This is a genomic window from Acidovorax sp. YS12, from assembly GCA_021496925.1.
Taxonomy (GTDB): domain Bacteria; phylum Pseudomonadota; class Gammaproteobacteria; order Burkholderiales; family Burkholderiaceae_C; genus Paenacidovorax.
In genome coordinates this window covers 2,514,778-2,536,349 of the sequence record CP053915.1, presented here as the reverse complement: position 1 = coordinate 2,536,349, position 21,572 = coordinate 2,514,778, and the positions used below count along the sequence as shown (strand labels likewise).

Here is a 21,572-nt window from a genome sequence, read left to right as displayed (position 1 = left end):
GCCCGGTTGCGGTGATGTAAGACTCGTACCCCAGCTCGTTGAGAATATGGCATAGGTAATGCAATACCCGTGGCCCTGCGGTTTTTTGCGTAAAGTGGGGGCTGGCAATGTAATACGGAGCATGGCGACTCTCAAAAAAGTTCGTGCCGGGCTGGTATGTTTTCATCGTCTTGGGCGGCTCCGTTACGCAAAATGAAATAATTTTTGAAAGGCTACGAGCTCAGCAAGTCGCGGATGCGTGCAGCAGAGTCATTGGCTGTCATGGGATTGATGCGCTTCCAATGCCGGTTGGCAAAGAATCTTCCATGAAGATATCTTGACTGCCGAATTAAGTTTGGAGAGGTAATCTATCAGGTAAGGCTCATGGTCTTTCTCGGAACTAAGAAAGACATAGTCGATTGTCTTGTTGGAAGCCAGTTCTGCTGTCGGAATAATTGGGACTCCAAGTAATGTCTTGTGCTGTCGGTTCCTATTTGAGTCAAGACAGCAGGTGATGTGGAGTCCACGCGCACGAGCCTCATGAATGAGAAGGGATGCAATGAAGACGCTGCCAAGAATGGCGATTTTTGATTCTTTCGGAATGCTTGCGAATAGGTTCTCATTGAGGGCGCGGTGCTGCGCCCATGCATAAAGAGCCCGTGTCGCGGTGGAGTATTGCGGGCCGGGCGGAGGCAAGTTGCTCGTCAGGCGTTCGCGGCATGCACGGTCTTTGTAGTAAGAGAGCAGTATGGCTGTTGATAGGATGCGGTACTGCGTTGCGTCATCCTGGGCATCCTTCTTTTTATTGAAAAGGGCTGATATTTTTCGAATGGATTGTTTGGCGGATGCTTCATCCGGTGTGGAGGCAATGGCGTGCTGCACCTCGTAGTGCATGACGAATGCATCCACGGTGGTGCGTATTTCGTCAGAAATATAGCTTTGTGATCGGATGAATTTCTTTATCTTCTTGTATGTGCTAAGAATGCCCCTCGTCGGATCGACGGCATGTGTGTCTTGTTGGTTGTGCCTTCTGTATTTGTACAGGGGGTCGTTGATAAAGGCGATCTTGCCCCTGGAGTTGTGGCCCACCAGCGTCAGAACGTCGTCTCCGCCATGCACGTTTTCTATCTTTTTCTTGACCCTTTCGGGCAGGGTGCCGCCGTAGTAGGTGAAATCAATGCCCCAATCCTTGCGAGGATTTTTCTTGAACATCAAGGTGCAGGGGATGGGCCAGACCTGATGCGACAGAAAATCAGCCAAGAATTCTCCACGATCGTAGATTTGGTCTTTACCCAGCGCGGCAGAGTTGTCTTCGATGATGACCCCATCCTGGTTGATGGTTTGGATATTGCTCCAAACGCCCACAATGTCAGGATCTGAATCCATCAGCGCCATCTGCCTCTCCACCATGGTGGGTAGCATGATGTCGTCATCGAAGGTGATGAGTAGGCGTTCGCTGCGTGAAATTTTCACGGCGGATGCGCCATTGAAAAAAGCGGAGAGGCCCGGCGGGTTCCTGACATACCGGATTCTGTCGTCCTTGTAGCTTAGGACAACCTGCGGCGTATCATCAATGCTGCCATTATCGAGGATCAAGAACTCAAAATCCCGATAGGTCTGATTCAGAATGCCTTGTATCGCCTCTCGTAGGTACGATCCGCCTCTGTTGTAGGTCATGAGTGCGACGGTCAGCGGTATTTTTTTGCTCATTTTCTTGTGGTGGTGTGTGGATATAGATCAGAGGCCAAGGCGATAGTCTGAAGGTGGTGTGCCAATGCTTGTGGAGTCTGTGCCTTGGAGCGCTGCGTTTCCAGGTAGTCGGCTGGGGCATATCCCCATGCCACCAGAAAGAACGGAAGGCCAGCCTGCTGGGCAGCGGTGGCGTCTTCGGGGCGGTCACCGACATACACCGCTGGCGCGTGCAGCCTGGAGCGCAAAGCGGTCAGCATTTCTGCCTTGCTGCGCAGCGGCGGCATGAAGGCATCGAGGGCGTGTACCTCCTCGAACAGGCCGTTCCATCCGAGGTGGTCGATGATGCGCCGCGTCGGCAGGATGCGTTTGTTGGTGGCGATCAGCAGGCGGCAGCCGCGGCGTCGCAATGCTTCCAGCATGTTCGCGATGCCTTCATACGCCCGTGTGTCGCGGTAGCCAGTGGCGTCGTAGTGGCTCTTGAACAGCGCGGCCAGCTTGTCCACGCTATCGCCGTGCCCTGCCGGCAGCAGGGATGCCAGGGTGGCATGAAGGGGCGGGCCGATCAAGTCTTGCACCAGCGGGCGCGAAGGCCGCAGGCCTGCCGTGTCGAAAGCGGCTTGCATGGAAGCGAGGATGGACGGGGCCGAGTCGATCAACGTGCCGTCCAGGTCGAAGACGATGTGGGAACAAGGCTGGCTCATCGGCATACGGCTGCGGCGGCATGTTGAATGGACTGCGGCAGGGTGTATTGCAGGCGCAGCCCCAATTCGGATCGCGCCTTGGCGATGGACGGCACATAGCGGTTGCGGACGCTGTCCGTGTTCGCAGCCCCGGCGATGCGAACCGGTTTGCCTGGTGCGAGCAAGTCGCGCACCTGATGCGCCAACTCGGCGATGGTCAGGGCCGCGTCGGAACCCACGTTGTAGGCTTGGCCTGCGCGCCCCTGGCGCAGCAGTACCTGCAGCCAGTGGGCCAGATCGCGCTGGTCCATATAGGAACGGATGGGAGAGCCGTCGCCGTTCACCGTGACGTGGGGCCGGGCGAGCGCGTCGCGGATGAAGTTGCCGATGGCGAAATGTGCATCCAGCGGCAGGTCGCGTCCCACGAAAGCGAAGCAGCGCGCCACCACGGCGTGCATACCGTGCTGCTGCGCATACAGCGCGCACAGATGTTCGGCGCAGCGCTTGGCGACGCTGTAGGCGTTGCGGGCGTCCAGCGGGTCGGGTATGCCGTGGTGGTCCTCTGGCATCTGCGCCATGTCCTGCGGCTGCGCGCCATAGACACCGCCGGAGCTGGCCAGTAGAAAGCGCGGGATGCCGTGGGTGACGGCGTAGTCCAGCAGATGGCGGGTGCCATCGACAATCTGCGTGTAGCGCTGCAAGGGCGTGAGCTGTGGCCCCAGCGTGGAGTCGGCCGCCGCGTGCAGCAGGTGCGTGAATGCGGCGTGGGTTGGCAGGCTGGCGGGGTCAAGAATGTCGCCCTTGTGGAAGTGCAGCCATGGCAGCGCGGCGAACTCCGGATGCTGCACAACGAAGCCCTCGGGGTTGCGGCTCAGCACGGTGACGCGCGGGGCGGCGGGCGCCGCCTGCCAGTGCCGCAGCAGCGCTTTGCCAAAGAATCCGGTGCCTCCCGTCAGCAGTAAGTCCATGGGTTTTACTCCTATTTTAATAGCTGCTTGCGTTTGGGGGACATGCCTTAGAGGCCGATTTCATTAAAAATTCTGGGGCACTGCATACAGCACGGATTCGAACGAGTTGAACCCGTGCTGGCGGATATGGAAGCGGTAGCCCTCACCGCAGAGCTCGAACAGCAGCTCCGGCAGTTCCCAAAGATCCTGGGGGTTGTGATAGAGCGATACCGCCAGCACGGGGCGGCCGCGCTGGATGAGCCGCCGTGCGCCGCGCAGCGCCGGGGCCTCGGCGCCTTCGATATCAAGTTTGAGTAAATGAACCGGGGTGCCGGGCAGTAGCTCATCCAGCGCCACGGCGGTGATGGTGGTGCCGGTTCCTGCTTTTGTCCCTTCTTTCAGAACGGTGCAGGCTTCGCCCTGCCCGGCTTGGAAGGTCAGGCTGCCATGCGCCTGCGCCGCCGCCAGTGGCAAGCAGATGGCCTGCGTGTCCGTGCCCGCGTGGGCCGCCGCGCGCTGCGCCAGCCGGGCGTAGTTGGCGGGGTCGGGCTCCAGCAGAAAGGCTTGCGCGCAGGCGATGCCGGGCTGGGCGAGAAGGTCGCTAAAGCTGTCGCCGTCGTAGGCGCCGCAGTCCACGTAGGTGATGGCGCGGCCTTGCAGGGTGGGCAGGGTCAGCGCGTTGAAGTACTGCCTTTCGGTGGACTGGAAGCTGGCGTAGCCCATGTCAAGTCCCAGACGGAAGGCGCAGATGCGGTAGAGCGTGCGCACGCTCTCGGCGTCGGCCAGCCGTTCGGCCGCCTGGGCGATGCGCGGCATGCCGTCCAGCAGCAGGGCGCGGGGGCTTAACCAGAAGCGCCAGCCCAGCGTCTGGGCCAGCGGTCCGTAGAGCGTCCAGGGCATCAGCGGTCGGTTGAGTCCTGTGGCTGCGGGCAGGGCCAGCAATTGGTCGAAGGGCGTGTCGCGGTTGAAAATGCCTAGGGCCAGTTGGGCCTGCGGTTCCTGGCGTGCCAGCGTGTTCCAGTCCAGCACGGGCAGGCCTTGCACGGCGGCGGTGCGCGGGGCGGTTTCCACGAACCCGGCGATGGTGGTGCCCTGTGCCTGCAGCGCGCCCGCTAGGCTGCGGCCGAAGTTGCCCGCGCCGAAGATCCAGCAGGGGCGGTCGGGGTCGATGCCGGGCTGGGGTGCGGCGGCGGCCTGGTCGCGCAGGCGCAGGAAGTCGGCCGGTGCCGTCATGGCGTGCCTGTGTGGCTGGATCGGATCGCCAGCGCTTCGCTGCGGATTTGCACCAGCGTGGCTGGGTCAAGAAAGGGGTGCATGTCGTCCAACTCGGGCGTGACGAACTTGCCCTGTTCGTCCACGCGCGACTTGATGCGCGGCACGAACTCCTGCCGGGGATCGACGTGCAAATCGATCAGCAGCGGGCCGCCGCCTTCCAGCAGTGCGTCGAGCCGGGGCAGGTCGGCCTCGGTGGCGATGCTTTCGGCGCGCAAGCCGTAGGCGCGGGCCACGGCGGTGAAGTCGGGGAACTCCACGCCCGATTCGGGCGTGGCGCCGACGACGCGGCCGAAGAAATTCTCGTGCGTCTGCCAGATCGACAGGTAGCCCCGGTTGTTGAGCACGATGACGATCACGTCCAGCCCCGTGGTCTTGAGGGTCTGCAGCTCCTGAATGTTCATCTGCAGGCTGCCGTCGCCCGCAAAGCAGATCACGCGCCGCGCACCCTGCGCTGCGGTGGCCGCGCCCAGGGCGGCGGGCAGGTCGTAGCCCATCGAAGCCGAGCCGGAGTTGCTAAACAGGCGCTGGCCTGTTTGCAGCGCGCCCACCTGAAAGGGCAGGATGCAGGCCGATGCATTGCCGCAGACCACGATGTCGTCGGGCCGCATGCGCGCGAAGACGCGGCTGACCATGACGTAGGGGTTCAGCGGGGCGCCGTTCTGCTGGTGGTGTTCTGCCGCCGTGTCGTAGCGCTGCCCCGTCTGCCGGCACCACTGGGCCCAGGGCCGGTAGCTGGGCGGCTGTACGTGCGCGAGTTCTTCCTCCAGTACGTCCAGGAAGTCGTTCAGGTCTGCCGCCACGCCCAGGTCGGGCCGCAGCGTTGGCTTGTTCAGCTCGGCTTCGTCGATGTCCACCTGCGCCAGCCAGGCGTTCCTGGCGAAGGCGTCCCAGTTGTAGCTGGTCTGGCGGATGTTCAGGCGCGAGCCCAGCACCAGCACGCAGTCGGAGGCCTGCAGGCAGAAGTTGCCCGCGCGCGTGCCGATGGTGCCGGGGCGGCCTGCGAACAGCGGGTGGTCGGAGGCGATGAGGTCGTGCGTCCAGGCCGTGGCAAGCGGAATTCCCAGGCGCTCCACCAGCTTTAGCAGTCGCCCTTCAGTGCGCGAGAGTCGCACGCCAGTGCCGCCCAGGATCAGAGGGCGGTGGGACTGCAGCAGCCTGTCGATGATGGCGCGGCAGGCAGCGTGCAGTGCGTTTGACGGCGGCTTGGCGGCAGGCGCCGGAGGCGCGGGTATCTGGATCGCCTCGGTGGATTGCTGGATGTCCAGTGGAATGTCCAGCCACACGGGGCCGGGGCGCCCGCCCGTGGCCTCGACGTAGGCCTGGGGCAGCAGGGTTTCCAACTCTTTCTCTGACCGCACCAGCCGTGCGAACTTGCACACGGGGCTGGCTATGGAGATGGTCGGGCCTTCCTGGTCGCCCAGCTGGCGCAGGCCCGGCACATCATGGAAATCGATGCAGGTCTGGCGCTTGATCTGGCCCGAGAGGACGATCATCGGGATCGAGTCGGTGAATGCGCCGTACACGCCGTTGAGCGCGTTCACCGAGCCCGGCCCGGTGGTCAGCATCACCACGGCGGGCTTGCCGGTGATGCGGGCATAGCCCTCTGCCGCCATGGCGCAGGCCTGCTCGTGGTGCATGAAGGTGCAGCGCAGTTGCCCATGCCCGCCCAGGGCCTGGTTGAGAAACATGGCGCCGCCACCCGTGACGGAGAAAACCTGCTCGATTCCCTGGCCGGCTAGCCAGTCGGCGATACGTTCGGCGATGCGTTTCATTCAGAGTCCGCGGTCGAGGATGAGGCGCTTGAGCGCGGGGCTTTCGCTGTAGGGGCCATCGATGTGGTTGATGGTCAGGCGCTCGTGGGCCTTGATCGGCTGCTGGAGCTTTTCGCCATTCATGACTTCGCGGCAGGACAGCTGACCCTTGTGCAACGGAATGGCGAGGTAGAAGTCCTTCTCGAACGTGTCCTTGTCGAAGACGTAGCCCGCCTCCAGGTCGCGGCGCGCATAGGCGCCGCGCACGAGCGCGTTGAGGTATTCGGTTTCCTTGCGGGAAATGGGGCGCCGGCTGGCGCTTACGCCACCGCACATCTCCTTCGCCTTGTGAAACGCCTTGAACCAGGTGTCGCATTGCTCGGGCAGCGAGCAGTAATTGGAGACGGGCACGCCTTCGTACTGGATGTCGATGTGGCGCTCCCAGGTGCGCGCGCCCTTGCCGTACGAGATCAGCATGGACGAGTGCCAGTCGTGGTACTCGTGCGTGGACAGGCCGATGACGTGGCGTGGATAGCGGCTGTACAGGTAGTCGATCTGGTCCAGATGCAGCTCGCTGTCTTCGCTGGGGTAGAGCGAGACACAGTGGTTGATGGCCAGCGGAATGTCCCGCTTCTCGAAGAAGTGGACGATGTCGTCCAGGTCTTTCTCCGAGGCGCCGCCGGTCGAGATGATGGTAGGGCGGCGGGTGGAGGCGATCTTCTCGATGAGCGGCCAGTCGTTCATATCCGAGCTGGCGATCTTGAGGACGGGCATGTCGAACTCGATGCACAGATCGACGGATGCCTCATCGAACGGGGTGGCCATGGGAATGCAGCTCAGGTTGCGGATCTCCTCGACCATGCGTGAAAAGTCCGCCTTGCTGAGCCGGGTGTCCTCGGTCTTCTTTACGTAGCGCAGTTCGGTATTGCCCTTGAAATCAGGGTGGATGAACTCGTCGATATCGCGGAATTGCAGCTTGATGGCCGCCTTCACGTTGTTGTAGCGCACGATCGCACCGTGGTCGCGAATGATTTTCAGACCGCGTTGCAGTTTGCCCCAGTGGTTGTTGGCCAGCTCCAGGACGAACAGGTTCTCGAACAGGTCCTTGTCGCGTTGGCTAATGGATTGCATCAGGTTCTTCTCCGGGTTGCCTATTCAAAATCGACGCCAAGATAAGCCCTGATCCTGGCGGCTGCAAAGTCCATCATGTCTTGTGTCAACGCCGGCTGCACACCGATCCAGAACGTGTGGTTCATCACTGTGTCAGTGTTTTCCAGCGTGCCGCTGACCCGGTACTTTCTGCCTGCCATATAGGGTTGGCGAATCAGGTTCCCGGCGAAAAGCAAGCGTGTTCCCACCCGGTTCTGGTCAAGGTACGTCAGCAGATCTATACGGGATACCGGCGCATTGCGGCGCAGCGTGAGCGGAAAGCCGAACCAGGACGGGTCGGCATGCTCCGTGGCCCGGGGGAGGATGAGGAACTCCTCGCACTTGCGCAGCAGCTCGTGCAGATAGGCAAAATTGCGCTTGCGCTGCGCTACGAACTGCGCGGCCTTGCCGAGCTGCGCCAGGCCGCATGCGGCCTGCATGTCGGTGATCTTGAGGTTGTAGCCCAGGTGGCTGTAGGTGTACTTGTGGTCGTAGCCCGCAGGCAACTCGCCCAGCTTCTGGCAGAAGCGCTTGCCGCAGGTGTTGTCCTTGCCGGGCGCGCAATAGCAGTCGCGCCCCCAATCGCGGAAGCTCTCGGCGATGGCCTTCAGTTCGGCATTGTTGGTGAACACCGCGCCGCCTTCGCCCATGGTGATGTGGTGCGCGGGGTAGAAGCTCAGGGTGCCGATGTCGCCGAACGTGCCCACCATGCGGCCCTGGTAGGTGGAGCCCAGGGCGTCGCAGCAGTCTTCCACCAGCCACAGACCGTGCTTCTTGCACAGCGCGGTGACGGTCTCCAGGTTGTAGGGATTGCCCAGCGTGTGGGCCAGCATGATGGCTTTGGTGCGGGGGCCTATGGCTGCTTCGATCTGGCTGGCGTCGATGTTGTAGGTGCCCAGTTCCACGTCCACGAATACCGGCACGGCGCCAAACTGCAGAATGGGGTTGACGGTGGTGGGAAAGCCCGCCGCCACGCCGATCACTTCGTCGCCTGGCTGTATGGCCCGGGTGCCCAGCCTGGGGCTGGTGAGTGTGCTGAAGGCGATCAGATTGGCCGACGAGCCTGAATTCACGGTAATCAGGTGCTTCACACCGATGAACGCCGCGAGCCTGCTTTCAAACTCCGCATTGAACCGCCCGGTGGTCAGCCAGCCGTCGAGGGCAGCCTCCACCATCAGCTTGATTTCCTCGGCGTCGATCAGCTTGCCGGAGGGCGGAATGGGTGTTTGTCCCGGCACGAAAGACCCGGGTGTACGGTAGCGCTGTGCATACAGCTCCACCAGTCCGCCGATGTGCTGGCGCAGCGAAGATTCATCGGAAAAATTCATGAGGCACTGTCCTGGAAAGCCGCGATCTGTGCGCGTGTGAAAGCCTGCATGTCCGCGCCTGCGCGCCAGGCGCTGTGCCATTCCATGGTGTGCGCCAGCGCCTGCGCCAGCGTCCAGCGTGGGCGCCAGCCGAGCAGATTGCGCGCCTTGGACGCATCGAGCGCCAGCAGCCCGGCCTCGTGGGGTTGCCGCGCCTGCGGTTCGGCGCGCCATGCCGCCGGGCCGGGCCACAGGGCGGAAAGCTGCCCGACCACCTCGGCCACGCTTGCCACGCCGTTGGTGTCGGGACCGAAGTTCCAGGCCGCTGCCGCAGTGCCGCGCCCTTCGGCCAGCGCCTGCGCCAGCAGCAGGTAGCCGTGCAGCGGCTCCAGCACGTGCTGCCAGGGACGGGTGGCCTGGGGGTAGCGCAGCGCCAGCGTCTCACCGCGCTCCCAGGCGCGCAGGGCGTCGGGCACCAGGCGGTCGGGCGACCAGTCGCCGCCGCCGATCACGTTGCCCGCGCGCGCTGTGGCCAGAAGCGTGTCGCGGCCTTGCAGGAACGAGGCGCGCCACGAGGCGCACAGCAGCTCCACGCAGGCCTTGCTGCTGCTGTAGGGGTCGTGCCCGCCCAGCGCGTCCTGCTCGCGGTAGGGCCAGAGCCACTCGCGGTTGTCGTAGCACTTGTCGCTGCTCACCACCACCACCGCGCGCACCGCGTTGCATTGGCGCACGGCTTCGAGCAGGTGAACCGTGCCCATCACGTTGGTGGCATAGGTTTCGGCGGGTGTCTGGTAAGACGCGCGCACCAGCGGCTGCGCGGCCAAGTGCAGCACGACTTCGGGCTGGAATTCGGTAACGGCAGTGGCCAGGCGCGCGCCGTCGCGGATGTCTGCCAGCGTGCCGGGCGCCAGCTCGGTCAGCCGTGCCGCGTGCCACAGCGCGGGCGTGGCGGTGGCCGGTAGTGCGTACCCCCGCACCTGGGCGCCCAGCATGCGCAGCCATAGCGCCAGCCAGCCGCCCTTGAAGCCGGTGTGCCCGGTCAGCAGCACGCGCCGCCCAGCCCAGAACGCGGCGCTCAACTCCATTGCTGCCAGGGCGCATGCCCGCTTTGCCAGTGTTCTTCGAGCAGGTTGCGGTCGCGCAAGGTATCCATGGGTTGCCAAAAGCCATGGTGGAAGTGGCTCATCAGCTCGCCGCGCGCAGCCAGTTGGCGCATGGGCTCCTGCTCCCAGATGGTGGCATCCCCCGCGATGTCATCCAGTGCACTGGGCTCCAGCACGAAAAAGCCTCCGTTGATCCAGCCACCATCCCCCTGTGGCTTTTCCTGGAAGCCGCGCACTTGTTCGCCCTCTATCTCCAGGGCGCCGAAGCGGCCCGGCGGCTGCACGGCCGTCACGGTGGCTTGCTTGCCATGGTGGCGGTGGAACGCGAGCAGCGCGGCCACGTCGATGTTGGCCACGCCGTCGCCGTAGGTCATGCAGAAGGTGTCGTCGCCCAGGTACTTGCGCACGCGCTTCAGGCGCCCGCCGGTCATGGTGTGCTCACCGGTGTCCACCAGCGTCACGCGCCACGGCTCGGCGTGCTGGTCGTGGATTTGCATGCGGTTCTGCGCCATGTCGAAAGTCACGTCCGACATGTGCAGGAAGTAATTGGCAAAGTACTCCTTGATGACGTAGCCCTTGTAGCCCAGGCAGATCACGAAATCGTTGATACCGAAATGTGAATAGATTTTCATGACATGCCAGATGATCGGCTTGCCGCCAATCTCGACCATCGGCTTGGGCCGCAGATGCGATTCCTCGGAAATACGGGTGCCCAGGCCGCCCGCCAGGATGACGGCCTTCATCGTGTTCTCAGTGGGGGAGAAAGGGGAACGGCATGCTTGATATACCGAAGCAGGTTCTCGGTGCTTTGTTCGATGGATTCCCGGTGCGTGTCGATTCTCAGCTCGCAGTGGTCTGGCGGCTCGTAGGGGGCGGAAAGCCCGGTCATTTGGCCCAATACCCCGGCGCTTGCCTTCCGGTATAGCCCCTTAGGGTCGCGGGCCGCGCAAGTGGTGATGTCGGCCGCTACATGTACTTCGTGAAAAGTCTGCCGGCAAGCCTGCCGGGCCTTCAAACGATCCCTCTGGTAGGGGGAAATGAAGGCGCAGAGGCATACTAGGCCGGCGTCAGCGAACAGGGCGGCTACTTCGCCCACGCGCCGGATGTTTTCTGTGCGGGCTTCTGGGGAGAAACCCAGATCGGAATTCAATCCATGCCGGACGTTGTCGCCATCGAGCACATAGCAGGAGTAGCCCAGTGCAGTCAGCTGCTGTTCCACGGCCATGGCCAGTGTGGATTTTCCGGCTGCGGAAAGCCCCGTCAGCCAGACAACGGCGCCATCATGGCCATAGTGGTTTCGCCGGTCGGTGCGGGTCAGTTGGTGCGGAGCGGCTTGGATCAGCGATTTCATGGACCTGTCGGTGTATCTGGTACAACTGGCCGGGCTGGACAGGATATTTATCCTAGGCTTCCTGATTGACGTATTTTCATGGAGACCCCTGCGCTATTGGCGATAACCGCTGTTTTTCTGCAGGATTCTAATGAAAATAGCTGTCAACCCTTGCCTGGCAAGCGCTGACAGCTATCAAAGAAGGAGTTCTTGCGAGGTTTGCTGTTTTTTACTTCAGCAACGACAGCACGCCCTGCGGAATCTGGTTGGCCTGGGCCACCATGGCGGTGCCGGCCTGCTGCAGGATCTGGGTGCGCGACAGGTTGGCCGTTTCGGCCGCGAAGTCGGCATCCAGGATGCGGCTGCGCGAGGCGGACATGTTTTCCGACGAGATGTTCAAGTTGGCGATGGTCGTCTCGAAGCGCGACTGCAGGGCGCCGTAGTTGGCGCGCTGGCTGCTGATCGCGGCGATGGCAGAGTCCACCATGGCCAGGGTGCGATTGGCACCGTCCACCGTGCTCACGTCCATGTCCTTGACGGCCTGTAGCTGGCTCGAGGTGGCGGTGGCGGCGGCGATCATGAAGCCGCCGGGCGAGCCAACCGAGTCGGTCGCGCTGAATGACTTGGATGAATCCAGTGTCAATTGGCCCGTAAGGACAGTACCGTTGCCGGCCAAGGTGCCCGCCGCGTTCACCGCAGCCGTCACTGCAGGGGTTAATCCGAGGCCGTCGGGCGTGGTGATGGTGATGGCTCCGGGGGCCAGTTTGTTCAGGAGTTTGATGTCCTCGCCCGAATCGTTGGTGAGGATGATGCGGTTGCCATCGTCGTTCACCCTGGCGGATACGCCAGTTTTGGCCGAGACGTCGTTGAAGGCCTTGACGGCAGCGCTCAAGCCTTCGGCGGTGAGGGACTTGACGGTAAACGACACGGTGGCCGGAGCACCTGCGTCGTTGTTCGAAGCGATTTGCAGCGTGTACGCGCCGGAGGCAAGGGCATCCAGGCCGATCTCGGTGCGCGCCGAGGCGCTCACGCCGGTGAGTTCGGTTTGGGCGTTCACCAGGGCGGCCACGCTCTTGGCCGAGGCACCCGCTGGGTAGATGATGTCCTTTTTCCCGTACGCGCCATCTACCGACAGGGTACCGCCGGTGATGGCTGAGTTTGGCGAAGCACCCTGGGCTCTGACGGAACCGGGGGCGCTGCCCAGCGTCAGGTCGCCCGTGTTGTCCGTCGGCAGCACGGCCTTGCCGCCAATGCGGTAGTTGCCGTAGGAATTGGTGCTGAAGTTCGACGAGGTGGCCGTGATGGTTTGGTTGGCGTTGGCGCCCACCTGGAACTGCGCGCTGGTGAACGAGCCGTCCAGCAGCTTGCGGCCGTTGAATTCAGTGGTCTTGGCGATGCGGTCCAGCTCTGCGGTGAGCTGGTTCACTTCGGAGTTCAGCGCTTCGCGGTCCGAGGCGCTGTTGGTGGCGTTGGCCGACTGCACGGCCAGCTCGCGGATACGCTGCAGGATGTCGCCCGAGCTCTTGAGCGCGCCTTCGGCCACTTGCGCCAGCGAGATGCCGTCGTTGGCGTTGCGCGCCGCCTGGTTCATGCCGCGGATCTGCGTGGTGAAGCGCTCCGAAATGGCCAAGCCGGCCGCGTCGTCCTTGGCGCTGTTGATGCGCAGGCCCGAGGACAGGCGGTTGATGGAGGTGTTGAGGGACGACTGGCTCACGCCCAGGTTGCGTTGCGCGGTGAGCGAGGCAATATTCGTGTTGATCGTCGATGCCATGGCGGAACTCCTGCGTGGCGGGATACAAACATTTCTGCCGGCTCAAGCGCTACCCCTCCGGCGGACTTTTTGGGAACGATGGAGCGATTGTGGTCAGCCGCCGCTAGGCCGTAGGTTGGATAAGCAGCCAAAAAACCGCCTAATCCGCAGATTTGCCCGCGGAGACCCCTAAAGTTTTCCGGCGGCCGCCCGAAAACAACCTCAACGGGACGTTTGCAACAAGAGGTAGCGGATGTGCCCGCCGTTCAACAGACAGCCGCCCCGGCGCTGTGAACCCTGCGGCCAGACGGTTCTGGGCCCAGTTGGCGGTAACGCCATAGATATGTCAGTTCCTTCAGGAGAGTAGCAATGGCCACTATCAACACCAACGTCGCATCGCTGACCGCCCAGCGCAACTTGAGTACCAGCGCAAACGCGCTCAACACCTCGATCAACCGTCTGTCCTCGGGCCTGCGTATTAACAGCGCCAAGGACGACGCGGCCGGCCTGGCCATTTCGGAGCGCTTTACCAGCCAGATTCGTGGTCTGAATCAGGCTGTACGCAACGCCAACGACGGCATCTCGCTGGCGCAGACCGCCGAAGGCGCGCTGAAGAGCTCGGGCGACATTCTGCAACGTATTCGCGAGCTGGCTGTGCAGTCGGCCAACGCCACCAACAGCGCCTCGGACCGCGAAGCGCTGAACTCCGAAGTGAATCAGCTCACCTCCGAGTTGGATCGCATTGCCAAGACCACCGAATTCAACGGCCGCAAGCTTCTGGACGGCTCGTTCACCAGCGCACAGTTCCAGGTGGGCGCCAACGCTAACCAGACCATCACGGCCACGTCGTCCAACTTCAGCACCAATTCGTACGGCAACTACCGAATCGGCGGCAAGGCCGTCACGTCCACCGATGCCACTGGCGACCTGACGCTGAACAGCACGTCGGGCTCCAAGATCGTGCAGGCATCCAGCACGGGTACCTCGGCCATCACCGGTGGCCAGCTGACCATCGAAGGCGCGTTGGGTAAGAAAGTGATTGACTACGCTGCCAAGAGTTCTGCTAAGGATGTGGCGGCCCTGGTAAACGCCCAGACTGAATTTACTGGCGTCAGTGCCTCGGCGCGCACCGAAGTGCAGCTGGACACCTTTGTTTCTGGCTCCTACACGCTGGATGTGGCTTCAAACAATGACACCTCTGCGCCCGTAACCATCGCTTTCAGTTCGAAAGGTCTGCCAACGGCAGAGGATATGAGTGCGGCCGTGAAGGCGTTCAACGACGTCTCGGCCAAGACCGGTATCTCGGCCCGCGTAAACGACAAGGGCGACGGCATCATCCTGGTGAATGATGCGGGCGGCGACATCAACATCAAGAACAAGTCGGCCACGGCGACGGCCAACCTGAGCCAGGCCAATGCAAAGGGCACGGCCGTTCCTGGCGTCGCTTCGCTGACTGCGGCATCGACGAATTTCACGGTTGTCACGGGGCAGCTCACGCTGGATTCGTCCAAGTCGTTCAGCGCCACGGACAGCAAGGGGACTGCGGCGGGTGCTGCGGATGGTTTCCTGCTTACCACCAGTGCCAACGCCAGCCAGATGCAGGCCGTGAAGGACATGGATGTGAGCACGGTGGCCGGTGCCAACCGTACCCTGGCCATCGTCGATGCCGCCATCTCAGCCATCGCCAGCCAGCGCGCCAGCTACGGCGCCCTGCAGTCGCGCTTCGAGAGCACGGTGACCAACCTGCAGACCACCTCGGAAAACATGTCCGCCTCGCGTGGCCGCATCCAGGATGCCGACTTCGCGTCGGAAACCGCCGCCCTGTCGCGTGCTCAGATCCTGCAACAGGCCGGCACCGCCATGGTGGCCCAGGCCAACCAGCTGCCTCAGGGCGTGCTGGCCCTGCTGCGCGGCTAAGCCAGGACTGAAGGCCGGAGGGTTCTCCGGCCTTCGAACAAAAACAAGGGCGGCGGCGATGGGAGATCGCTGCCGCTTTGCCGTTTGCGCGTGAATTGCCGGTATTCCCGGTGCTTATCGGCGCTTATCGGCGCAATGCGCCCGGCGGCCTGGTTGGATAATCTCCCGGTTGGTATTAACCTGACAGTGCATTCATCAGGAGGCGGCCATGGCCAGCTTTTCAAATGTGGGGATCGGTCTCGGCGGCAACGTCAATGTCGGTGGGCTCATCGAGTCGGCTGTGAATGGGGCGCGCCTGCCGATCACCAGGAGTACCGGCCTGACCTACCAGGCCACGATGATCGACGCCAAGATCTCCACCTACGGGCAGATCAAGTCGCTGGTCTCCACGCTGTCGGATGCGACGAACAAACTGGCCAGTGTGACCGGCTGGAATGCAATGAGCGCCACCTCGTCGAACAAGGATGCCATCACCGCGTCGGCGCTGGGTGGCTCGGTGGCTTCGACGTTCAGTGTGCAGGTGCAGGGGCTGGCCAAGACGCAGACCGTGACGTCGCAGGCGCTGGGCAAGGGCCTGCCGGTGGGCGCAGGCACGCTGCACCTGGAGCTGGGCAAGTGGACCGATTCCGCCACCTTTGAGCAGGGCCCGGGCATTCCGCCCGGTTCACCGAAGGACATCACCATCGATGCCAAGGACACGTTGTCCGACATCGCGGGCAAGATCAACGGCGCCAATACCTACGTAACGGCAACCATCCTGAGCGATGCGGCGGGCGAGCGCCTGCTGCTGCGCAGCAAGAGCTCGGGCGAGGCGATGGGGTTCCGCATGACCGTCACCGACGCCGACGGCGAGAACGCCGATGGCTCGGGCCTGTCGCGCATCATGGACAGCGCCACCACGGACTACGCGGCAGACGCCAAGGCGACGGTCAACGGCATCGCGGTCACGTCGCCCTCCAATGCGTTCACGGACACGGTGGCGGGCGTGACGTTCACCGCGCTGAAGGTGACCGCCGACCCGGTGGAGATTACCGTGGCCAGCGATGTCTCGAAGGTCAGGGAAAACCTCGACGCCTTCGTGAAGGCCTACAACGCGGTCAACCAGGCGCTCAACACGATCACCGCCTACGACAAGGACACCAAGACGGCGGGCCTGCTGCAGGGCGACTCGTCGGCGGTGACGCTGCAGAACACGCTGCGCATGGCGCTGCAGTCGGTGGCGGGCGGGGAGGGCAAGCTGCGCACGCTGTCCGACATCGGTATCAGCACAGCCAAGGGCGCTGATGTGCTGCGGCCTTCGGGCGATCTGGCGATCGACGCGACCAAGCTCAATGCCGCGCTGAAGGATCCTGAGGCGCTCAAGGGCGTCTTCCGCGGCATTGATGGCAATGCCGCCAGTGGCGTGGGCACCAAGATCAAGGCGGCGCTCGATGGCCTGCTGGCCGATGGAACGGGCTTCTTCTCCAGCAAGGATAAATTGCTGCAAAAAGCCAAGAAGCTCAATGAGAAGGAAGTCCAGACCGTGGAAGACCGTGCGAAGCGGCTGGAGGCCAGCCTGACCGCGCGCTACGTGGCCTTGGATAGCCAGATGAGCAAGCTGAACGCGCTGAATTCCTATATTGCCCAGCAGGTCACGACCTGGAATAAATCCTAGGAATTGACGCCAATGGGCCTTCAAGTTTCCAGGTTCCAAGCCGATAAATAAAGCAGTCAATTCAAAGGAATGCCTGCCATGTTCGCCGCCTACCAGCCCCGTGCCGCATCCGCTTACCAGCGCATCAACGTGGAAACCAGCATGCACACGATTGACCAGCACCAACTGGTCAGTCTGTTGTATGAAGGGGTGCTGAGTTCCATCGCTGCTGCGCGTGGCGCCCTGGCGCGCGGCGATGTGCTGACCAAGTGCAACAGCGTTTCCAAGGCGGTGCGCATCATCGAGGAAGGCCTCATGACGGCGCTGGATCGCGAGGCTGGTGGTGAACTGGCCCAGAACCTGGAGGCGCTGTACGACTACAGCCTGCGCCGCCTGATCCTGGCCAATGCCCACAACGACGATGCCATGCTGGAAGAAGTTGCGCACCTGTTCGAGCCCATTGCCCAGGGCTGGAACCAGATCAAAACCCCCACGGCCGCTGCCGTGGCGCCCCGCGCCGAGATGCGCGTTGCCATGGTGGGGGCCTGAGCCATGCCCGAAATGCTGATTGATTACTACAAAGCCATTGAAGACAGCAGCGCCAAGATGCTGGAGGCCGCCAAGCTCAAGGACTGGGATGGCGTGGTGCGCCACGAGGGCGCCTGCGCCGTGCTGATTGAGCAACTGCGCAGCCAGTCCCGCTGTCAGGAGCTGAAGCCCGAGCACCGGCGCGAGAAGATGCGCATCATGCAGCGCATCCTGCGTAACGATGCGCAGATACGCTGCCTGGCCGAGCCCTGGATCGCCCAGTTCGAGCACATGTTCGACGGCCAGCCGCACTTGATGCACTGAGCCGGGTTTCAAGCCGAATAGGCCTCCAGCGCTTACTGGGTAAGCGCTGGCAGCTACCAAAGAAGTAGCGAAAACCACAAAAAGCCGACTGGCATGCGCCAGTCGGCTTTTTTGTCGTGCGGATGGGAGGCTTACACCTGCATGTTCATGATGTCGCTATAGGCCTGCACCATGCGGTTGCGCACGTGCAGCGTGGCCTGGAAGCCGACCTGTGCCTTCTGGATGGCGACCATGGTCTGCTCCAGGCTGACGGAGGGGTTTTCGAGCTGCACTTCGCGCTGCAGGTCTGCAGCCTGGTTCTGTGCCTGGCTGACGGATTGCAGGGCGTTCTTGAAGGCGGAGGAGAAGCCCTCCTTGCCCACGGGCGCCTCGGCGCCGGTCGCGCGGCGCGCCAGGCCGGCGCCCGCGAGGGGGGCAGTGGTCGTGCTGTTGATGCGCAGGTCCATGGCGTTCGGAATGCTGGAGCTTGGGATGGCGCAATCCTAGGGCCGGCGCAGGCTGCGCATCTGCGGGAATAGATGGACAATTGCGCGCCTTATCGGGCAAACGCCAAGGGGCGCCACCCGAATAATCGACGCACCGCCCTCTCTTGCCTGGGCGGTGGTTCCTGACAATCGCCAAGCACCATGTCCGCCGTTGCCGAAATTCCCGAGAACGCGCCCGCGCCGCAAGCGGGCCTGCCTGCGTTGCGCCAGCGCCTGGTGGCGCTCGACCGTGGCCAGCGCATGCGCCTGGCGGCGGCCGTGGTGCTGCTGGTGGCGGCCGTGGTGGCAGCGGTGGTGCTGAACCGCCAGCCCGACTACCGCGTGCTGTTTTCCAACCTGAGCGACAAGGATGGCGGCGCCATCGTGGCCCAGCTGGCGCAGATGAACGTGCCCTACAAGTACACCGAGGGCGGTGGCGCCATCCTGGTGCCGACCGAGCGCGTGCACGACGCGCGCCTGCGCCTGGCCACGCTGGGCCTGCCCAAGGGGTCGGTGACGGGGTTCGAGCTGATGGAGAACGCCAAATTCGGCGTCACGCAGTTCCAGGAGCGGCTGAACTTCCAGCGTGGGCTGGAGGGGGAGCTGACGCGCTCCATCCAGGCGCTGTCCTCGGTGCAAAGCGCGCGCGTGCACCTGGCGCTGCCGAACCAGAACGGTTTCTTCCGCGAGCAGCAAAAGCCCTCGGCCTCGGTGCTGCTGAGCCTGTACCCGGGGCGCATCCTGGACCGCGCGCAGATCGCGGGCATCGTGCACCTGGTGGCGTCCAGCGTGCCCGAACTGGCGCCCACGGCCGTGAGCGTGCTCGACGACTCGGGCAAGCTGCTGTCGCAGTCGCCCGACGGGCAGGGCAGCGGCGGCTCCAGCATCGACGTGCAGCAGGTGCAGTACGTGCAGAAGCTGGAGGAGCAGTACACGCGCCGCATCCTCGACATCCTGGAGCCCGTGGTGGGCCCGGGCAACGTCAAGGCGCAGGTGACGGCCGAAGTCGATTTCAGCCAGACCGAGCAGACTTCCGAGCAGCACCGCCCCAATCTGACGCAGGACAGCAGCGCCGTGCGCAGCCAGCAGGTGGTGGAGACGGGCGGCCCCGGCAGCGTCATGCCCTCGGGCATTCCGGGCGCGGTGAGCAACCAGCCGCCGCAAACGTCGAGCGCGCCGGTCAACGGCGCCAACCCTGCGCCCTCGGTGGCCAGCAGCCAGGGCGGCGGCGCGTCGGGCGGCGGCGTGAAGCGCGAATCCATCACCAACTACGAAGTCGACAAGACCGTGCGCGTGACGCGCACCGGTGGCGGCAACGGCAGCATCAAGCGCCTGACGGCGGCCGTGGTGGTGAACTACCAGCCGGGCGCGGACGAGAAGGGCCAGCCCCAGGCCAAGGCGCTGACGCCCGAGCAGGTGGAGCAGATGACCGCGCTGGTGCGCGAGACCATCGGCTACAGCAAGGAGCGCGGCGACTCGGTCAACCTCATGAACACGCCGTTCCTGGCCGATGCCAAGCCGGCCGAGCCGCTGCCGCTGTGGAAGCAGCCTGAAACCATCGAGCTGGCCAAGAGCTTTGCCTGGCCCGTGGGCATGGTGCTGTTCGCCCTGCTGGTGCTGCTGGGCCTGGTGCGCCCGGCGCTGCGCCAGCCCAAGCCGGCGGAGATCGCCGCGGCCGGCGCGCTGCCGGGCACGCAGCTCGATGCGCTGGAGGACGAGACCGTGGGCCGCCCGGCGCTGCCGCCGAAGAAGGTGGTCGATCCCGGGCCGACGCCCGAGGAACTGCGCCTGGAAGAAGCCCGCCTGCTGGCCAAGGAGAACCCGATCGCCGTGGCCAACATCCTGAAAACCTGGGTCAATGGCGAGGCGGGGTGAGCGTGAAGACGTACGCCATGCGCCGGGTAAGCTCTGCCCTTTGCTCTGGATGGACACGCCATGGATGAAGAAGGCCTCAACGATGCTGCCATTTTGCTGATCTCCCTCGGCGAGGAGGCCGCGGGCGAGGTGTTCAAGCACCTCTCGCCGAAGGAGGTGCAGAAGCTGGGCGAGACGATCGCGCGCATGCGCGCCATCTCGCGCGACAAGGTCGATGCCATCGTCAACCGCTTTTCCGACGATGCGGCGGCGCAGAGCCTGCTGGTGTCGGATACCGGCAACTACGTGCGCTCGGTGCTCAAGCGCGCGCTGGGCGACGACAAGGCCACGCTGCTGATCGACCGCATCCTGCAGGGCGGCGACGTGTCCGGCATCGAGAGCCTGAAATGGATGGACCCGCTGTCGGTGGCCGAGCTGCTGCGCAACGAGCACCCGCAGATCGTCGCCGCCATCCTGGTGCACCTGGACGCCGAGCAGGCCTCGGCCATCCTGATGCAGCTCACCGACCGCCAGCGCAGCGAGATCATGCTGCGCGTGGCGACACTCGAAGGCATCCAGCCGACGGCGCTCAAGGACCTCAACGAGGTGCTCTACAAGGTACTGGCCGGCGGCGACAAGATCCGCAAGAGCTCGCTCGGCGGCGTCAAGACGGCGGCCGAGATCATCAACCTGCTGAGCTCGGGGACGGACGCGGCGGTGCTGGAGTCGATCCGCGGCTACGGCCCGGACCTGGCGCAGAAGATCATGGACAAGATGTTCGTGTTCGAGGACATCGGCAAGCTCGACGACCGCTCCATCCAGATGGTGCTGCGCGAGGTGGCGTCGGAGACGCTCATCGTCGCACTCAAGGCCGCCTCGAACGAGATGCGCGACAAGATCCTGGCCAACATGTCCTCGCGCGCCGCAGAGGCGCTGCGCGAGGACCTGGAGGCGCGCGGCCCCATGCGCCTGTCCGAAGTGGAGGCGCAGCAGCGCGAAATCATCAAGACGGTGCGCCGCCTGGCGGAAGAAGGGCAGGTCGTGCTCGGAGGCGGTGCAGATGACGCCCTGGTCTGATAACCCCGCAGCGCGAGGCCTGCCATGGTGAGCCCGTCGAGCGCCCGCGCCTATTCGCGCTTCATCCCCAAGGAGGAGATCGAGGCCGACTCGGTCACGCAATGGAGCTTCGCGGCCGTCGATGGCTCGGCTGCCCCGCTGCCCCCGGTCGAGCCCGAGCCCGTGCCGGAGGAGCCGTTGCCGCCGGGCGTGCCCCTGGAGCCCGTCGTGCCCATGGTGGCCGAGGACGAACACCTGGCCCTGCTGCAGCAGGCCCGCGAACAGGCCCATGCGCAAGGCCTGGCCGAAGGGCGCGCGCAGGGCACGGCCGAGGCCACGCAGGCGTGGCAGCAGCGCCTGGATGACTATGTGGCCGGCGCGGGCCGTGAAACGGCCGAGCGCCTGGACGCGCTGGTGCGCACGCTCGACGCCAGCCTGGGCGCGCTGCAGCAGCGCATGGCCAAGGAGCTGCTGCAGCTGGCCTGCGACATCGCCCGCCAGGTGGTGCGCCGCGAACTCGCCAGCAACCCCCAGGCCCTGCTGCCCGTGGTGCGCGAGGCGCTGGACATGCTGGTCAACGAGGGCCGCCCGGCCACCGTGCGCCTGAACCCGGCCGACTGGGCCGCGCTGGAGCAGCCGCTGCACGCCGAATTCGCCCAGGGCAAGGTGCAGTGGCAACCCGACCCGGCGGTGGCGGCGGGCGACTGCCAGGTCGAATCGGCCGGCACCGTGATCGACGGCAGCATGGAAAAGCGCTGGCGCCGCGCCGTGGCCGCGCTGGGCCTGGTAGGGAACTGGCAGGAGACGCAGGAATGAATATGTTTACTACTATA

The 21,572-nt window shown here is 64.0% G+C and carries 19 protein-coding genes; 7 read left to right on the top strand and 12 right to left on the bottom strand.

Annotated features, from left to right (window positions below):
• Positions 1-249: 249 nt before the first annotated feature.
• The 11 genes from YS110_11585 to YS110_11535 form a co-directional block, all read right to left on the bottom strand.
• The gene (locus YS110_11585) at positions 250-1,689 is read right to left on the bottom strand and encodes a glycosyltransferase (protein ID UJB65341.1); all 1,440 of its coding nucleotides are present in this window, start codon (positions 1,687-1,689) and stop codon (positions 250-252) included.
• Complete coding sequence (locus YS110_11580; GenBank protein ID UJB65340.1) at positions 1,686-2,378, bottom strand: HAD family hydrolase; 693 nt, start codon at positions 2,376-2,378, stop codon at positions 1,686-1,688. The genes YS110_11585 and YS110_11580 overlap by 4 nt, the downstream gene beginning before the upstream one ends.
• On the bottom strand, positions 2,369-3,319 hold the full coding sequence (locus tag YS110_11575; GenBank protein ID UJB65339.1) for an NAD(P)-dependent oxidoreductase: 951 nt from the start codon (positions 3,317-3,319) through the stop codon (positions 2,369-2,371). The genes YS110_11580 and YS110_11575 overlap by 10 nt, the downstream gene beginning before the upstream one ends.
• A gap of 63 nt (positions 3,320-3,382) precedes the next feature.
• Positions 3,383-4,531, bottom strand: coding sequence for an FkbM family methyltransferase (locus YS110_11570; GenBank protein UJB65338.1), 1,149 nt, complete (start codon positions 4,529-4,531; stop codon positions 3,383-3,385).
• Positions 4,528-6,345 carry a thiamine pyrophosphate-binding protein gene (locus tag YS110_11565; GenBank protein UJB65337.1) on the bottom strand — a complete coding sequence of 606 codons (1,818 nt, stop codon included), beginning with the start codon at positions 6,343-6,345 and terminating at the stop codon, positions 4,528-4,530. Before YS110_11565 ends, YS110_11570 begins: the two co-directional genes overlap by 4 nt.
• Complete coding sequence (locus YS110_11560; GenBank protein ID UJB65336.1) at positions 6,346-7,455, bottom strand: N-acetylneuraminate synthase family protein; 1,110 nt, start codon at positions 7,453-7,455, stop codon at positions 6,346-6,348. It abuts the gene before it with no gap.
• A gap of 20 nt (positions 7,456-7,475) precedes the next feature.
• Positions 7,476-8,801, bottom strand: a complete 1,326-nt coding sequence (gene rfbH / locus YS110_11555) for a lipopolysaccharide biosynthesis protein RfbH (GenBank protein UJB65335.1) — start codon at positions 8,799-8,801, stop codon at positions 7,476-7,478.
• Positions 8,798-9,865 carry a CDP-glucose 4,6-dehydratase gene (gene rfbG, locus YS110_11550; protein UJB65334.1) on the bottom strand — a complete coding sequence of 356 codons (1,068 nt, stop codon included), beginning with the start codon at positions 9,863-9,865 and terminating at the stop codon, positions 8,798-8,800. The genes rfbH and rfbG overlap by 4 nt, the downstream gene beginning before the upstream one ends.
• The gene (gene rfbF, locus YS110_11545) at positions 9,856-10,626 is read right to left on the bottom strand and encodes a glucose-1-phosphate cytidylyltransferase (GenBank protein ID UJB65333.1); all 771 of its coding nucleotides are present in this window, start codon (positions 10,624-10,626) and stop codon (positions 9,856-9,858) included. Before rfbF ends, rfbG begins: the two co-directional genes overlap by 10 nt.
• Positions 10,623-11,234 carry an adenylyl-sulfate kinase gene (gene cysC, locus YS110_11540; protein ID UJB65332.1) on the bottom strand — a complete coding sequence of 204 codons (612 nt, stop codon included), beginning with the start codon at positions 11,232-11,234 and terminating at the stop codon, positions 10,623-10,625. Before cysC ends, rfbF begins: the two co-directional genes overlap by 4 nt.
• A gap of 208 nt (positions 11,235-11,442) precedes the next feature.
• Positions 11,443-12,984 (bottom strand): flagellin, encoded by a 1,542-nt coding sequence (locus YS110_11535; protein ID UJB65331.1) that lies wholly within the window; start codon positions 12,982-12,984, stop codon positions 11,443-11,445.
• Between the two features lie 348 nt (positions 12,985-13,332).
• Between YS110_11535 and YS110_11530 the strand changes: the two genes are divergently transcribed.
• From YS110_11530 to YS110_11515, 4 genes are all read left to right on the top strand, one after another.
• Complete coding sequence (locus YS110_11530; protein ID UJB65330.1) at positions 13,333-14,880, top strand: flagellin; 1,548 nt, start codon at positions 13,333-13,335, stop codon at positions 14,878-14,880.
• A 208-nt stretch (positions 14,881-15,088) separates the two neighbouring features.
• Positions 15,089-16,534 carry a flagellar filament capping protein FliD gene (gene fliD, locus YS110_11525; GenBank protein UJB65329.1) on the top strand — a complete coding sequence of 482 codons (1,446 nt, stop codon included), beginning with the start codon at positions 15,089-15,091 and terminating at the stop codon, positions 16,532-16,534.
• A 78-nt stretch (positions 16,535-16,612) separates the two neighbouring features.
• Positions 16,613-17,062 carry a flagellar export chaperone FliS gene (gene fliS / locus YS110_11520; GenBank protein ID UJB65328.1) on the top strand — a complete coding sequence of 150 codons (450 nt, stop codon included), beginning with the start codon at positions 16,613-16,615 and terminating at the stop codon, positions 17,060-17,062.
• Between the two features lie 3 nt (positions 17,063-17,065).
• Entirely contained in the window at positions 17,066-17,365 is a 300-nt protein-coding gene (locus tag YS110_11515; GenBank protein ID UJB65327.1) for a flagellar protein FliT, read from the top strand.
• A 131-nt stretch (positions 17,366-17,496) separates the two neighbouring features.
• On the opposite strand, the gene fliE is transcribed toward YS110_11515, so the two are convergent.
• Entirely contained in the window at positions 17,497-17,811 is a 315-nt protein-coding gene (fliE, locus tag YS110_11510) for a flagellar hook-basal body complex protein FliE (GenBank protein UJB65326.1), read from the bottom strand.
• A 180-nt stretch (positions 17,812-17,991) separates the two neighbouring features.
• Here fliE and fliF point away from each other — a divergent pair, with 180 nt between their 5' ends.
• From fliF to YS110_11495, 3 genes are read left to right on the top strand one after another with little or no spacing between them, the layout of a single operon-like run.
• On the top strand, positions 17,992-19,704 hold the full coding sequence (gene fliF, locus YS110_11505; GenBank protein ID UJB65325.1) for a flagellar M-ring protein FliF: 1,713 nt from the start codon (positions 17,992-17,994) through the stop codon (positions 19,702-19,704).
• A gap of 60 nt (positions 19,705-19,764) precedes the next feature.
• Entirely contained in the window at positions 19,765-20,760 is a 996-nt protein-coding gene (gene fliG / locus YS110_11500; GenBank protein UJB65324.1) for a flagellar motor switch protein FliG, read from the top strand.
• 24 nt (positions 20,761-20,784) lie between these two features.
• Positions 20,785-21,555: a flagellar assembly protein FliH gene (locus YS110_11495; GenBank protein ID UJB65323.1), complete on the top strand. Its 771-nt coding sequence runs from the start codon at positions 20,785-20,787 to the stop codon at positions 21,553-21,555.
• Positions 21,556-21,572: the final 17 nt, after the last annotated feature.

What these genes read in the sequence shown, in the direction of transcription:
- YS110_11585 (UJB65341.1), bottom strand. Translation starts at nt 1,689, where the DNA reads ATGAGCAAAAAAATACCGCTGACCGTCGCACTCATGACCTACAACAGA.
- YS110_11580 (UJB65340.1), bottom strand. Translation starts at nt 2,378, where the DNA reads ATGCCGATGAGCCAGCCTTGTTCCCACATCGTCTTCGACCTGGACGGC.
- YS110_11575 (UJB65339.1), bottom strand. Translation starts at nt 3,319, where the DNA reads ATGGACTTACTGCTGACGGGAGGCACCGGATTCTTTGGCAAAGCGCTG.
- YS110_11570 (UJB65338.1), bottom strand. Translation starts at nt 4,531, where the DNA reads ATGACGGCACCGGCCGACTTCCTGCGCCTGCGCGACCAGGCCGCCGCC.
- YS110_11565 (UJB65337.1), bottom strand. Translation starts at nt 6,345, where the DNA reads ATGAAACGCATCGCCGAACGTATCGCCGACTGGCTAGCCGGCCAGGGA.
- YS110_11560 (UJB65336.1), bottom strand. Translation starts at nt 7,455, where the DNA reads ATGCAATCCATTAGCCAACGCGACAAGGACCTGTTCGAGAACCTGTTC.
- rfbH (UJB65335.1), bottom strand. Translation starts at nt 8,801, where the DNA reads ATGAATTTTTCCGATGAATCTTCGCTGCGCCAGCACATCGGCGGACTG.
- rfbG (UJB65334.1), bottom strand. Translation starts at nt 9,865, where the DNA reads ATGGAGTTGAGCGCCGCGTTCTGGGCTGGGCGGCGCGTGCTGCTGACC.
- rfbF (UJB65333.1), bottom strand. Translation starts at nt 10,626, where the DNA reads ATGAAGGCCGTCATCCTGGCGGGCGGCCTGGGCACCCGTATTTCCGAG.
- cysC (UJB65332.1), bottom strand. Translation starts at nt 11,234, where the DNA reads ATGAAATCGCTGATCCAAGCCGCTCCGCACCAACTGACCCGCACCGAC.
- YS110_11535 (UJB65331.1), bottom strand. Translation starts at nt 12,984, where the DNA reads ATGGCATCGACGATCAACACGAATATTGCCTCGCTCACCGCGCAACGC.
- YS110_11530 (UJB65330.1), top strand. Translation starts at nt 13,333, where the DNA reads ATGGCCACTATCAACACCAACGTCGCATCGCTGACCGCCCAGCGCAAC.
- fliD (UJB65329.1), top strand. Translation starts at nt 15,089, where the DNA reads ATGGCCAGCTTTTCAAATGTGGGGATCGGTCTCGGCGGCAACGTCAAT.
- fliS (UJB65328.1), top strand. Translation starts at nt 16,613, where the DNA reads ATGTTCGCCGCCTACCAGCCCCGTGCCGCATCCGCTTACCAGCGCATC.
- YS110_11515 (UJB65327.1), top strand. Translation starts at nt 17,066, where the DNA reads ATGCCCGAAATGCTGATTGATTACTACAAAGCCATTGAAGACAGCAGC.
- fliE (UJB65326.1), bottom strand. Translation starts at nt 17,811, where the DNA reads ATGGACCTGCGCATCAACAGCACGACCACTGCCCCCCTCGCGGGCGCC.
- fliF (UJB65325.1), top strand. Translation starts at nt 17,992, where the DNA reads ATGTCCGCCGTTGCCGAAATTCCCGAGAACGCGCCCGCGCCGCAAGCG.
- fliG (UJB65324.1), top strand. Translation starts at nt 19,765, where the DNA reads ATGGATGAAGAAGGCCTCAACGATGCTGCCATTTTGCTGATCTCCCTC.
- YS110_11495 (UJB65323.1), top strand. Translation starts at nt 20,785, where the DNA reads ATGGTGAGCCCGTCGAGCGCCCGCGCCTATTCGCGCTTCATCCCCAAG.